The organism is Bacillus sp. Pc3 (assembly GCF_000815145.1).
Lineage (GTDB): Bacteria > Bacillota > Bacilli > Bacillales > Bacillaceae > Bacillus > Bacillus velezensis.
In genome coordinates this window covers 3,110,691-3,124,309 of the sequence record NZ_CP010406.1, presented here as the reverse complement: position 1 = coordinate 3,124,309, position 13,619 = coordinate 3,110,691, and the positions used below count along the sequence as shown (strand labels likewise).

The 13,619-nt window shown below is 45.5% G+C and carries 16 protein-coding genes; 3 read left to right on the top strand and 13 right to left on the bottom strand.

All coding sequences use genetic code 11. The features are described 5' to 3' along the window. Positions 1-38: 38 nt before the first annotated feature. From SB24_RS15045 to SB24_RS15000, 10 genes are all read right to left on the bottom strand, one after another. Positions 39-1,043 (bottom strand): sensor histidine kinase, encoded by a 1,005-nt coding sequence (locus SB24_RS15045; RefSeq protein ID WP_039254164.1) that lies wholly within the window; start codon positions 1,041-1,043, stop codon positions 39-41. Then, positions 1,036-1,731, bottom strand: coding sequence for a response regulator transcription factor (locus SB24_RS15040; protein ID WP_033574239.1), 696 nt, complete (start codon positions 1,729-1,731; stop codon positions 1,036-1,038). The genes SB24_RS15045 and SB24_RS15040 overlap by 8 nt, the downstream gene beginning before the upstream one ends. A gap of 63 nt (positions 1,732-1,794) precedes the next feature. Continuing rightward, on the bottom strand, positions 1,795-3,105 hold the full coding sequence (locus tag SB24_RS15035; protein WP_012118242.1) for an ABC transporter permease: 1,311 nt from the start codon (positions 3,103-3,105) through the stop codon (positions 1,795-1,797). Further along, complete coding sequence (locus tag SB24_RS15030) at positions 3,095-3,790, bottom strand: ABC transporter ATP-binding protein (protein WP_007408816.1); 696 nt, start codon at positions 3,788-3,790, stop codon at positions 3,095-3,097. Before SB24_RS15030 ends, SB24_RS15035 begins: the two co-directional genes overlap by 11 nt. 15 nt (positions 3,791-3,805) lie before the next feature. After that, the gene (locus SB24_RS15025) at positions 3,806-4,786 is read right to left on the bottom strand and encodes an ABC transporter permease ytrC (protein ID WP_039254161.1); all 981 of its coding nucleotides are present in this window, start codon (positions 4,784-4,786) and stop codon (positions 3,806-3,808) included. A gap of 36 nt (positions 4,787-4,822) precedes the next feature. Beyond that, complete coding sequence (locus SB24_RS15020; RefSeq protein ID WP_039254158.1) at positions 4,823-5,809, bottom strand: ABC transporter permease; 987 nt, start codon at positions 5,807-5,809, stop codon at positions 4,823-4,825. Positions 5,810-5,824: 15 nt separating this feature from the next. Next, positions 5,825-6,811, bottom strand: a complete 987-nt coding sequence (locus tag SB24_RS15015) for an ABC transporter permease subunit (RefSeq protein ID WP_031378721.1) — start codon at positions 6,809-6,811, stop codon at positions 5,825-5,827. Then, positions 6,805-7,683, bottom strand: a complete 879-nt coding sequence (locus SB24_RS15010; protein WP_031378720.1) for an ABC transporter ATP-binding protein — start codon at positions 7,681-7,683, stop codon at positions 6,805-6,807. Before SB24_RS15010 ends, SB24_RS15015 begins: the two co-directional genes overlap by 7 nt. Beyond that, positions 7,676-8,068, bottom strand: a complete 393-nt coding sequence (ytrA, locus tag SB24_RS15005) for a GntR family transcriptional regulator YtrA (protein WP_003152275.1) — start codon at positions 8,066-8,068, stop codon at positions 7,676-7,678. Before ytrA ends, SB24_RS15010 begins: the two co-directional genes overlap by 8 nt. Positions 8,069-8,415: 347 nt before the next feature. Beyond that, a complete protein-coding gene (locus tag SB24_RS15000; protein WP_003152272.1) occupies positions 8,416-8,688 on the bottom strand; it encodes a YtzC family protein in 273 nt (90 codons plus the stop codon). A 237-nt stretch (positions 8,689-8,925) separates the two neighbouring features. Here SB24_RS15000 and SB24_RS14995 point away from each other — a divergent pair, with 237 nt between their 5' ends. The 3 genes from SB24_RS14995 to SB24_RS14985 all read left to right on the top strand — a co-directional run bounded on the left by SB24_RS14995 (position 8,926) and on the right by SB24_RS14985 (position 10,789). Continuing rightward, entirely contained in the window at positions 8,926-9,894 is a 969-nt protein-coding gene (locus SB24_RS14995) for a tRNA modification radical SAM protein MnmL/YtqA (RefSeq protein WP_007408822.1), read from the top strand. Continuing rightward, positions 9,891-10,472, top strand: coding sequence for a tRNA 5-(aminomethyl)-2-thiouridylate-methyltransferase MnmM (locus SB24_RS14990; RefSeq protein WP_031378719.1), 582 nt, complete (start codon positions 9,891-9,893; stop codon positions 10,470-10,472). Before SB24_RS14995 ends, SB24_RS14990 begins: the two co-directional genes overlap by 4 nt. A gap of 122 nt (positions 10,473-10,594) precedes the next feature. Continuing rightward, a complete protein-coding gene (locus SB24_RS14985) occupies positions 10,595-10,789 on the top strand; it encodes a hypothetical protein (RefSeq protein WP_031378718.1) in 195 nt (64 codons plus the stop codon). Between the two features lie 16 nt (positions 10,790-10,805). On the opposite strand, the gene SB24_RS14980 is transcribed toward SB24_RS14985, so the two are convergent. The 3 genes from SB24_RS14980 to SB24_RS14970 all read right to left on the bottom strand — a co-directional run bounded on the left by SB24_RS14980 (position 10,806) and on the right by SB24_RS14970 (position 13,605). After that, a complete protein-coding gene (locus tag SB24_RS14980; protein WP_031378717.1) occupies positions 10,806-11,615 on the bottom strand; it encodes a glycerophosphodiester phosphodiesterase family protein in 810 nt (269 codons plus the stop codon). 110 nt (positions 11,616-11,725) lie between these two features. Then, complete coding sequence (locus SB24_RS14975) at positions 11,726-12,805, bottom strand: tetraprenyl-beta-curcumene synthase family protein (protein WP_031378716.1); 1,080 nt, start codon at positions 12,803-12,805, stop codon at positions 11,726-11,728. Between the two features lie 20 nt (positions 12,806-12,825). Next, a complete protein-coding gene (locus SB24_RS14970) occupies positions 12,826-13,605 on the bottom strand; it encodes an alpha/beta hydrolase (protein WP_003152261.1) in 780 nt (259 codons plus the stop codon). Positions 13,606-13,619: the final 14 nt, after the last annotated feature.

Here is a 13,619-nt window from a genome sequence, read left to right as displayed (position 1 = left end):
ATTAAGCGAACAAAAGAGAAAAGCATGTGACACTTTTGTCACACGCTGAACATGCTGACGGCATCGTTCTGTTTCGGAAACACCAAGGTAAAAACCGTGCCGCTTTCCGGCTCAGAGCGCACGCTGATCTGGATAAGAAGCGGAGCCGCGGCTTTTCGAGCCAAATACAGGCCCATCCCCGTTGACGCGTGATCACGCCTCATTCGCGTCGAGGTAAATCCCTTTTCAAAAATGCGCGGAAGATCTTTGGGCTCGATGCCGATGCCGCGGTCTTCGATATCCACATGCACCCGGCCGTTTTGTTCATAGCTTTTTACGGTAATGTCATCCGCCTCACTGTATTTGACGGCATTGCTTAACAGCTGCCTGATGATGAAGGAAAGCCATTTTCCGTCACTGTGAACGTCTGGTGAATCAAGCTGAATGTCAAACCCGATCCCTTTTTGTATACACCATGATTGCAGATTTTTAATTTCTTTGAAAACGAGCGGCCTGAGCTGAATGCGCTGGAATGATAAATCATTTTCAATAAAGGACAATCGTTTCTGATGAAGCTGCTGGTCCAGAAGAAGGTGAATCCGCAGCCATTCATACAGCAAAGGGGCTTTGAGCGGCTGTTCATCAAGGCGCTCAATCATGAGATGCATCGCTGTCAGCGGTGTTTTGACCTCGTGAATCCATGACATCAGATCGTCCTTTTCATGCTCTGACGCCGCCTGAAGATCAAGTGAGCTTTTTCTTAACTGCTCTGTCTGCCCTTCAATGCTTTCTTCAACGATAGACTCAAACGGACTTTCAGGCGCTTTAAGATAAGACATGTCTAAATTGGCGTCCCACTCTCTTAAGCTTTTATAATAGGCGGTCTCTTTACGATAGCGGAACAAGAGAAATACAAGAAACACAAGAAGAGACAGGTAAACAAAATACAGCACTGAAAGAAACGGAATAGACGGATCAATATATGCCGCAAAAAGGAGCACAGCCTGCTGCAAAAGAAACATCGCGATCCAGCTCTTTCTTTCGAGCAGAAATGATTTAATCATAAAGACCGTCTTCTTCCTTTGCGATGTATCCCTGCCCCACCTTGGTTTCAATCATTTTCCCGATGCCTAATTGATCGAGTTTTTTCCGCAGCCGGTTGACATTCACCGTCAGCGTATTATCACTGACGAAACGCTCATCATTCCATAGGCTTCTGATGAGTTCTTCCCTGCTGACGATTTTATTTTTCTGCTCAGCCAGCAGTTTTAAGATCAGCATTTCGTTTTTGGTCAGCTCGACCGAACCGTTTTTACGGCTGACCGTGTTGGTTTCTGTGTCAATGACCGCCCCGCACCATCTTTTCATCAGCGCCGGTTCTGTGCCGTATTGATGCACACGGCGGAACACCGCCTGTATTTTCGCGATTAACACATCAAAGTGAAAAGGCTTCTGAATAAAATCATCTGCCCCGAGCTGCATCGACATGACCATATCCGCGGGATGATCGCGCGAGGACAAAAAGAGAATCGGCACGTTTGATTGGGAGCGTATCATTCTGCACCAATGAAAGCCGTCAAATTTCGGCAGCTGTACATCAATGATCACCAAATCAGGCTTGATTTCGGTAAACTCCCGGATGACCCGGCTGAAATCTTTTATTCCGTGCACCGCAAATGACCAGCCCGTTAATCTCTCTTTCATCTCATGAAACAAAGAGTTATCATCTTCTATTAACAAAATGTGAAACATGGTATCCGCCCTTTTCTGATAGATAGAGGAAAAACCGGCTGATGTCCAGCCGGCTTTTTTCCTTTACAGTTCTCTTCTTAATGCAGTCAGAACGTTGGTTTTTGTCGCTTTGCGGGCCGGATTCATACCGGAAATCACCGCGACCCCCGCACAAATGACAACTGCGATCACAACGAGGCTGAGCGGGATATAGGAGAAGGTATAATGAAGATCTTCGGCTCCGGTGTTTCCCCCTACCGCTTTCAAAATAACCGGCACAGCCAGATTGACGGCAAAACTCACTCCGTAAGAAATGATAATCCCGATGACAGAACCTAATATCCCGATATAGGCGCTTTCCATCAGGAACATTCTGCGGATGATGGACGGGCTTGCGCCGATCGCTTTCATAATCCCGATTTCCTGCGTTCGTTCCGTCACCGCCATCGTCATCGTATTGAAAATACCGATGGCAGAAATCACGACGGCGATAAAGCCGACAAAGATCAGGCCGATTTTAAAGACGAGGAAAAAAGTGTTGACGCCCTTCAGCTCGGTTGTGACAGATCTGACATAAAAGCCGTCATCCGTGAGGTCATGGGTAAGCTGATCGACATGATCGAATTTGTCTGCATACACATTGATGCTTTTTTCCGCATTTCCATTCTTCAGATCCAAGAATGTTGAGAAGTCCTTCTTGAATTGATCACTCACAAAAATATTTGTATCCTCCATCCAATCTTGGGACGGTTTTTTTGTAATTCCGACTACTTTAAAGTCGTACGTTTTCGTTTTCTCAACGTCTCCGTCTTTGTTAGTTTTGGAGATGCTCAGCTGTATCGTTTTATTAAGCAGGTCTTTCGTATAGCCTTTTGGTTTTTTCACCTCCGACATGTCGCCTTGGTGATCCTTTAACTCTTTGTCGTAAGCGTCAGCCTCTTTTTTCGTCAATAGGTTCTTCGCAAAATCATAGCCGACCACGATTTCATTCTCTGTGCGGGCGACTCTTCCCTGATCAAGCTCCATATTGGCTTTGACTTCATCGTTCATGTTTGTCAGCACAATGGCTGAATCTTCATTTGTTCGGTTTCCCAATGACGCTTTGTTCGGTTCATACACTTGTGTTCTTTCAACGACAGACTTGACATTTTTATACTTTTCCAAGTCTGATTTCTTCACGGCTTTTCCGTTCTCTTGGCCGAGCACATTGATTTCCGTAACAATCTGCTGGCTCATGGTAATGTCTGTAATCGTTTTTTGGATGCCGAATCCGACGGAAGCCAGCACCACTAAAAACGCGCACGCCATTGTCGTCGCCAGCACCGTCATGAAAACACGCAGCCGGTTTTTCTTCATATTTCTTCTGATAAAGTGAATCTGATCCTTAAATCTCAACAGTAACGCCCCCTTTTAATACACCGTCATGCAGCTGGAATTTTGAATGCGCGATCGAAGCGACTTCATCGTCATGCGTAATGATGACAAATGTAATCCCGCGCTCCCGGTTCAGCTGCTGAATTAATGCAAGCACCTCAAGTTCCGTTTCTGAATCAAGGCTTCCCGTCGGCTCATCAGCTAAAATAATCGACGGATTTAAAATCAGGGCTCTTGCGATACTGACACGCTGCTGCTGGCCGCCTGACAGCTCATTCGGATAATGATTCGCATGATTCTCAAGTCCGACCCGTTTCAGCATGTCCGCGACTTTCTGCTTGCGTTCAGACGGTTTGACGCCTTTTAAGGCAAGCGGCATTTCAACATTTTCATAGGTTGTCAGACTCGGAATGAGCTGAAAGCTTTGAAAAATAAAGCCGAAATGCCCGAGGCGGAACTGCGCCCACTCTTTTTCACTGAAGCCCGTCACATCAGTGCCGTTAATGACGATACGGCCCTTCGTCGGCGCTATGTATCCGGATATTAAATTCAGAAGCGTTGATTTTCCGGAACCGCTCCGCCCGACGATACAGGCAATTTCCCCTTTTTCAACGGTCAAAGAGACATCCTTCAGCACCGGAACCTCACTCTCTCTGCCTTTCCTGCCGATTTTAAATGAATGATCAATATGCTGTACTTCTATCACGTACACCACTCCCCCTTATATCTGTTTCGTTTTTTTATAGATGAAGTAATAACTGATGAAAAACCCGATAACCGCGCCGATAAGCATGCCGAATATGTAACCGGTATACGAACCGTTATAAGCATATCCGCACACCCCCGCACTTCCCAGCATACTGAGCGACATGACGAGCACTTGAATGATGCGTTCAATGTGTTTGCTCAGGATAAAATGTCCGCTTCGTTCACTCGGCATTTTAAGGAAATTCACATAGCCGAATAGATAGAAACAACATCCCATTAATGCGGAGATTAACAATGCGTGTTTCATGTAATACATCCATGATGTATGGATGTAAGCGGCAGGCATGAAATAGATCAGAAATCCGCTCCAAGGGAAATCAATATCCGGCACAGCCTGCCTGCCAAAAAGGAACTCGGCGTTTAACAGGTAAATCGTCATAACCACGATCGGAAAGACGGAAACCGTGAACGCTGTGATCAGCTGCGCCGCTAAATTGCCCGTTATCGTGCCGGCAGCTGTCACTAATGCATAAATCATCAAGCTGATGACCAGCATCCCTGCGCTGAATGATTGAAAATGATGGACAGCGTCAGGTTTAAGCGCTAGAAACAATATGTCAGATACTCCGTAAGAAACAAATTGCGAGCCGGCTAACACAGCTGCTCCCAAGAAAAACTTCGTATGAAATATCCGGCTTCTCGAATACGGAAGGCTCAGTGTAAACATCCTTTCAGCCCGGCCTCCTCTTATCAGAAAAAGCCCCATCATAACCGGAGGAATGAAATGAAGCCCAATCAAATTCCGATTGCTGTAATCAATGCTGAACGTACAAACTGAACCTGAATATTGATGAAGCACACTCAAACAATCCTTATAGTGAAAATACTCATTTATAATTGCCAAAGGGCCTAAAATAACTAAGAACCCCGCTGTGAGAAGCAGCAGTGTCTGCCGCTGCTTCCATTCTTTATAAAGCAAACCGCTAATCGGCACCTTGCCTTCCTCCAAACTGCTCATTTTCAAACAGATCTACATATGCTTTGACTTCCTGTAAACCGTAAAATAACTGATGAAAAACCCGATAACCGCGCCGAAGATAATGCCGGCTAAATAGCCGAACATCGTGTCTGTGACCCCGTATCCGAAAACGCCGAAACCCATAACGGCAAAGGCAATCACCAAGATCTGCGCCGGCCGGTCCAACTTACTCCAAAGAAAGAATCTGCCGTTCCGTTCATTCGGATGTTTCAGAAAGCTGACGTAACCGATCAGATAAAAGACAAGGCTCATCACAATCGGAATGATTAAAACCAAATCCCTTTCTCTGATCCAGTCGTTAAACACATATCCAATAGGGGTTACAAATATAAAAAGACGGGATTCGATATAACTGCTGATAAAAGAAAATTGACTTCCCACACTAATATCGAAAACGACCTCCAAATTCGCGGCCGGCAGACCGATGAGTAAAAAGGGCAGAACCGTGACGGTAAACGCCGTTAACAGCTGGGCGAATATCTGTCCCGTTAATGCGCCGGATGCCATTAACAAGGCGTAAGCCATAAAACTGATGACAATCATTCCGATTGAAAAATGATCAAAATCGTACGTATGGCTCGGTTTCAGCAAAGATATCAGCAATGACGCCGCTCCATAGCCTATCGCCTGAGGAACAACAATGACTGCTGCGCCAAGCCAGAATTTCGTCTGAAAGATTTGGCCTCTGCTGTAAGGCATGCTTAACAAAGCATCCATCGTTCCCTTTGTCCGTTCCAAGCCTAATAAGAAGACGGCAATGATGACACTCACAATCCAGCTGAAGGAAAGAGGCGACCCATTCGTATAATTGACAACGAATTCACAATCTTGAAGAGCTGGGTTATTCAAACATTCTTGATATGTTGAGTAGTTGTTATAAACCATAAAAGGGTTTGCCGCCATTAAAAGAATGCCGCTGCATAAAAACAACCACTGATTTTTTTTCCATTCTGTGTACAACAGTCCCCGCGGTATCATTCCGGTCCTCCTCTCTTACACATGCTTTGTTTTTTTATAAATCACAAAATAACTGACCAAAAATCCGACCGCTCCCCCGACAATCATTCCGGCCACATATCCTGTCATCGTATGTCCCGTCGAGTACCCCGCCAGGCCAAAACCGAGAACAGCGATTATGATCACCACAATCTGAATGGGCCGGTCAAGCTGTCTCCAAAGGAAAAAACGGCCGTTCCGTTCCACCGGCTGCCTGACATAGCAAAAGTACCCGATGGCATAAAATACAATGCTCATCACTGCCGGGATGAGTAATATATACTTGCTGGCAGATACCCAATCTGTATCAATGTACATGATCGGATTCAAGTATTGAAAAAGATTGTATACTTTGATATAAGCATCGACTGACGGCATCAGCTCATACATGCCGGCTCCGAAGATGACTTCTACATTGGACAACGGCAACGTAATGATCAAGTATGGTGATATCGACACAGTAAACGCCGTTAACAGCTGGGCGAACGTATTCCCCGTTAAGCAACCCGCGCTCGCAACCAATGTAAAAGCCAAAACACTCACAATAATCTCTCCGACGCTGTAATGGTGAAAGAAATATACACGCTCAGGCTTTAACAGAAGAATGAGCAGCTCAGCCAGCCCGTAGCCGATCACCTGAGCGCCGGCAATGACCGCCGCTCCGAGCCAAAATTTAGTGTGAAACACCTGAGCGCGGGAATAAGGCAGACTGAAAAGCGCATCAATCGTTCCTTTCGTACGTTCCAGTCCGAATAAGCAAACCGCCAAAATGACAGCGGGCGCCCAGTTTAAGTTCAGCATTCCGCTATCCAAAGAATTCACATAAAACTTACAATATGCTCCGTGGGTGTCCAGACAGCCTTGATAAACCAGATAGGTATTTAACACTTCAAATGGATTGACCGCCGCTAAAAAAATGCCGACCATCACAAGAACAGTTCGATTCTGCACCCATTCCCTGTACAGCAATCCCCTGTCTACCATCTCCGGTTCCCTCCAAACTTCGCGATGAAGACCTCTTCTAAGTTCACAGGAAGTTCATTCCATACTTTCGGCCGCAGCTCTTTCAGAAAGTTCTTTTTCTTCTCATCGTTCTTTTGAATCAGTACCGTATAAAACACACCGGCATGGTCGAGAATCGGTATGTTTTGTTCTCTGATCTTCAAGGCGACGTCCTCTTCAAATGCCATTTGGATTTTCATGTACTCTTCCTTCATATCATCCAAGTCCATCACATTCGTCAGCTGATTTCCTTCCAAAAATCCGATCCGGTTGCACATTCGCTCAATATCTTCTAAACGGTGTGAGGTAATCAGAATACTCGTTTCCCGTTCAGCCACTTCATCCACCATAAGCTGCAGCACGTCATGACGCGTTACGGCGTCAATTCCGTCCGTCGGTTCATCCAAAAGGATAAGAGCCGGGCGTGAAGCAAAGGCAAGCACGAGCGCAAGCTGTTTTTTCAGGCCTGTCGATAATTCACGGTATTTCTTCGTTTCCGGAATGCCGTACCTGTTCATCAGCTCATTGGCGTAAGTCACATCAAAATTCGGATAGATTCTGCTTACAATCGCAACAAGCTGTTTATATGTATACTTGTCATAAAAAGGATTTTCAACAGGCATATAAATGATGTTCTGTTTGACTTTCGGATGCCGCTTTATTTCCACCTGATTAAATAAAACCGTCCCTTGATCCGGCAGCAGAATCTGCTGAATAAGCCGGAGCAGTGTTGTTTTCCCTGATCCGTTTCGCCCGAGCAGCCCGAAAATTTCACCTTTTCCGATAGTGAGCGAAATATCCTTGAGCACTTCTTTACCGTCTATCGTTTTTGAGAGATTCCGCAATTCAATCATGATCCTTGCCTCCTTTCACATCAGCGCTGATTTCCTTTATCCATTCCTGCAGCTTCTCCAGCTCAACTCCCGCGTAATGGGCATCGATGATGAGCTGTTTCAATTGCTCTTTTATCATCGTCATCTTCCCTTCAACCAATGTCGTTTTTGCATTCTCCGATATATACGTTCCTCTTCCCCTCAGCGTTTCAATGACACCATCGCGTTCGAGCTCCTTGTACGCTTTGCTGACTGTGTTCGGATTGGCGATAATGATCGTTGCCAATTCCCTGACAGAAGGAAGTTTATCCCCCGGCTTCATGATCCCTTTTAAACAAAGCTCTTTCAGTTGCTGTATGATCTGCTCATAAATCGGAGTTGAGCTTCTCGGATCGATTTGAATCATTTACTTCCCTTCTTTCTTTTACGAGCTGCTCTCTTTCTTTAAATGTTCTGCCATTGAAAACCGATGACGACAAGAACGACAAACAGACTGCTTGCCAAAACCGAGGCGGCGATAATAAGAGGCACATCTTGTTTTACGGATCTTTTGTTTTTCATGAAAGTTCCCCTTCCCTATGCTTAACATTTATATGTCGATTTCATTTTTTGAGTGTTTTATGTGTATTACATCAAGTAGTACACGTAATACAATAAACACACTCCGCCCTATTGTCAATTCTTTTTTTAAAAAAATACAAAAAAACCCGCCGGGATTCCGGCAGGTTTGCTGAACCATTTGAAACGGCGCGGTCAGTAATCAAAATTACGCTGCAAAATCATATTGTTTTGCAAGGTCTGCAGCTGCAATCTCATTCGGTAAAGCTGCTCTCTTTGCTGATCATTCGCAGATAATGACAGCTTGTTTAATTCATTCACCGCGTTTTCAAGCATCATTTGCGCTTCACTGTACTCATTATCATTATAATGCTCTTGTTTCGAAGCGGTCATAAATTGCTCATTCGCAAATTCATACGCCTGTTCGCTTCTTTGGAGATGTTCATCTACTGATTGTCTTGTTGCCAACGAAACCCCTCCTCAGTGAATGGGAAATCAAACTTAGTTTGAGCGGACCAAAAATAATAACACCCGAAGGTTGCAGGAAAGAGAACCAAATTTTCCGAGTTTAAGCTAAAGGAATGAGAATCCTGCCCGCAGTCATAATAAACAAAAGAAAGCCGCATCCTGTTTTCAGATTGTGAACCCCCATCATTCATGCTACAATTTTAGGATGCATCTGATGTGAGGGAGGCTTTTTGAACATTGAACGAGAATAACCCTTTTCCTTATTCAAATACGGAAAAACGGTACCATACATTAAATTATCATCTGCGGGAGCATTTCGGGCATAAAGTGTTTAAAGTCGCGCTTGACGGCGGTTTTGACTGCCCGAATCGGGACGGCACGGTTGCACACGGAGGCTGTACATTCTGCAGCGCGGCGGGCTCCGGCGATTTTGCCGGCAATCGGGCCGATGACTTACTCACGCAATTTCACGATATCAAAAACCGCATGCACGAAAAGTGGAAAGACGGCAAATATATCGCATATTTCCAAGCGTTCACGAATACGCATGCCCCGGTAGAGGAGCTGCGTGAAAAATTCGAATCCGTCCTCAAGCTTGACGGCGTTGTCGGCATGTCGATCGCGACCCGTCCGGACTGCCTACCGGACGATGTCGTGGAATATTTGGCCGAACTGAATGAGCGGACCTATTTGTGGGTTGAACTCGGGCTGCAGACCGTGCATGAGCGGACTGCCCTTCTGATCAACCGCGCCCATGATTTTGACTGCTATGTTGAGGGTGTCAATAAACTGAGAAAACACGGCATCCGCGTTTGTTCCCATATCATTAACGGGCTTCCGCTTGAAAACAGGGACATGATGATGGAGACGGCCAAAGCCGTCGCTGATTTGGATGTCCAAGGCATTAAAATTCACCTGCTTCACTTATTAAAAGGCACACCGATGGTGAAGCAATATGAAAAAGGAAAGCTGGAGTTCCTTTCTCAAGAAGAATATGTAAGTCTTGTATGTGATCAGCTCGAAATCATTCCCCCGGAAATGATCGTTCACCGCATTACGGGAGACGGGCCGATCGAATTAATGGTCGGACCGATGTGGAGCGTCAATAAGTGGGAAGTACTGGGCGCCATTCAAAAAGAGCTGGAAACACGGGGAAGCTATCAAGGAAAGCTCTTCAGAAAAATCGGGGAGGAGACCGCCCTATGACCTTGATGCACATCCTCCCTTTCAGTAAAGAATTGCTGAAGTCCGCCGCACAGGAAGGTGATATCACGGTTGACGCGACGATGGGCAACGGACATGATACATATTTCCTGGCCGGCCTTGTCGGTGAGACAGGACATGTCCATGCCTTTGATATTCAAGCGGACGCACTCGCTAAAACGAAGGAGCGGCTCGGTGCCGACTTCAGTCCGCGCGTCACGCTTCACCATAAGAGCCATGATCAAATAAAGGCATCGCTGCCTGAGGATGCGCACGGTCGTGTGGCTTGCGCCGTGTTTAATCTCGGCTATCTGCCCGGCGGCGATAAAAGCATTACGACAAACGGCCACTCAACCATTTCCGCGATCGAACAGCTCCTTGAACTGCTGAAGGAGAACGGGCTGATCGTTCTCGTTGTGTACCACGGGCATCCTGAAGGCAAGACGGAAAAAAGTGCATTACTGGACTACTGCAGCAATCTTGATCAGGAAAAAGCGCGCGTGCTGAGCTACGGCTTTCTCAACCAGCGAAACGACCCGCCGTTTATTATAGCGATTGAAAAGAAATCTGCCGGCAAATAAAGAATCGGCCTGTCATAAGCGGGCCGATTCTTTTTGTGTTTACTATTTCTGAAAAATCAATTACTATGAAGTAATGGAAAAAAGTTCATCTTTTAAGTGTAACATCTGGGAGGAGCGGCAGTTTGAATATTCTTCGCATCATATTTTCAAGTGTTCCCTATGTGATGTTCGTCATCATATTATCAAGACATTTAGGATTTGAGTTCGCAAAAACCTATTACTGGTGGTTTGCTGCATTTTTTGTCATCGGGCTGATCGGCAAATTCGTAATGCACCTTGCGGCAAAAAAGAAACCGTTAAAAAAAGAGACAGCGTAAATGCGCATGTCTCTTTTTATTTACTGTTTTGCAGCACGCCGCGTGTATAAGCGGGATTGTTTGTAAAGACACCATCTGCTTTTTGTTTCAGCATAATAGGCGTCAGCGTATGCTCGTCTTCCTTATCAAAAAACACGTGCACTTTCATCTTATTGTGATGAATACGCTTCACGACTGCTTCATTTGCCAATTTGGCGTTGAGCCCGACTGTATCAGCATACGTTCTGATGGTTTGGAGCTGCTTATCATTTATCTCCTCAGCCTCGTTATCTTTTAATAATCGAACAAGAGGAACTTTTTTATCCATAGATCGAACTTTCTTTAAGCTCTTCCCGCTAAAAGACTCAATGACTGCTTTATGGCTGGAAATCAGCTTATGTTTTTGTAATATGTCAATCAGTTTCTTTTCCATCACCAGGCTGCCGTTGCTTTCTCTTGTCTCAATATAGTAATTGGCAGTTTGTCCGAATTTCTGTATGATTTCTTCTAATGTTAAAATCTTTTCTCCTTTTCCCGCATTCAGTTTCTTAATCTGAGCCAAAGACAGATCATCTGTCATCCCTTTACCATCTGTTGTCCGATCTACCGTTTTATCGTGAATTGCAATCAGATGGCTGTCCTTTGTCTCCCGTAAGTCTATCTCAATATAATCTGCTTTGTCTTTAATGGCACGCGCATAAGACAAAGCTGTATGTTCCGGCTCAATCGCAGAAGAGCCCCTGTGCGCTATCAAGACAGGATGATAGCCGGCGGAAGCGTGGATGACGGAGCAGCCTCCGGAAATGGAAAGTAATGCTATGACCGCTAAATACTTTAATTTTTTCATAAAATTAAAGTATCATATTCTGCAGGCGCAAACAATGTTTCATTTCATACTTCACGTCATAAATAAAAAACTGCGCCGTCGTGATTTACACGAAAGGCGCAGTTCACCCATTACGAACTTTTCGTCCAAGCCATCTTCTGAAATTTGCGGTAGGCTCTTCCGTTGATATAAAAGAAAAATGACGTTTTCCCGCTTGCCCTGATCAGCTTTCGCGCGAGGCGACCCATTTCTTTTTGGCCGGCGACTTTGTCATCGGATAAATAGACGCCGAGCAGCCCCCTGTTGATCAGCCGGTGAAAATTTTCATGCGGAATGCCTTGCAAATGTTCATCCGCTTTTTCAATAAAATGCTGCAGTCTCTGCATCATTTCTTCATGAGACTGATAATACGTACAGAAATTCAGATCGCCTTCAAGCAGATCCTCTTCCTGGTCAATTAAATAATCGAGCAGTATGTGGAGCCCTTGTATGTACGGAAAATAACTGCTGCGGATTTTCTCAGCGGTATGTTCGTTAAAATCAGGCTGGAATGAGTAAGCAACGAGACAGAAAATGCCTAACGTCGATCCGGCGCAGGCCGAGAACTCAAACCACTCCATTTCCGGAAGCTGTGACCGGTACTGCTCAAACCAGGCTTTAAGCCTCGGAACGCGTTCATGCTCAACGACATGCTTATGAACCTGAAGGTCGCAATAATAATCACACAGCTCAAGCAAATAAGGTTTAATGATACCGTAATGTTCTATTGACCCGAGCACCCGCTGGCATGTTCTGACCAGCTCATGAAGATAACCGCCGTCATCCCGCTCGTCTCTGTACTGATAGTACGGCCGCACCTCGGCACCGACCGTCAGCGCGTCACGCATGGAGAGATGAAGCATGCGGAAGTCCTCGGGATCAAGCGAGGTGCTGCGGTCGCACAGATTGTCCAGATAATCACTGATTGTCTGATACGCGATGATAAATTGCACGCATTTCTGTTTCTGCTCTCCCGAAAGCAGGGCTAAAATGCCGCCGCCTTCACAATGAAACGATTTATCGCGGATACTTGCGGCCGCCTGCTGCCGCAGTTCGGTATTTTTAATGGAATCTGATTTTTCCCGCCACATGTTCAATTCCTGATGAACGAGCGGAAAAATTTCCCGATACACTTTTGCCATAAGGTTAAAAGGATGTTCCGGTACTGTCAACATATGCACCCCCAGCGAATTCAAATATACTGATCTGTAAAGGCTTTTGCCGCCTTAAACACAGTTTCTCTTTCCGGTTCATTAAAAATTTCATGATAAAGCCCTTCCCATTCCCGGTACGATTTATTATGGGAAGCCACACCGGAAAACCATTTGCGGACCTTCATTTTATCGACGATTTTGTCATCTCCGCCCTGCATAAGCAAAAGCGGCACCTTTAAAAACGCATCAGTCGGCACCATAGCGGCATCAATGGTTTTTAAAAGCTCTCTGTACCATCTTACGGATACCTTCGTGACATATAAAGAATCGTTTTGATCCGCTTCAATCATATCCGCATTCCTCGTTGCCATATCAGGTGATAAGCCGGAATCCACTCTGAGGGACGGAGCGAGGACGTTCAGTCCTTTAGACGCAAAATCAAGGACTTTATTGACTTTTATTTGCAGACCCAGACAAGGTGATGATAAAATGAGTGCCGTAATGCGGGGATTTCTCTGCTGCTTAAACCATTCTATCGCAATCAGTCCGCCCATGCTGTGGCCCAAAAGGAAAACGGGCGCTTCAAGCGTTCTCGCTTTATCAATCCATATATCTACTTCATCAATGTATTCTTGGAAAGAGCGAATATGCCCTCTGGCGCGGGTCGACGTTCCCTGACCGGGCAAATCACCCATCACCACGTTATATCCGGAAGATCTCCACATTTCAACGAGCCATTTATAACGTCCGTGGTATTCGCTTGCCCCGTGGATAATGACAATGGTACCAACGGGCCTGTCTGCTTTCCAAGTCCACATGCAGTTCACCTCTT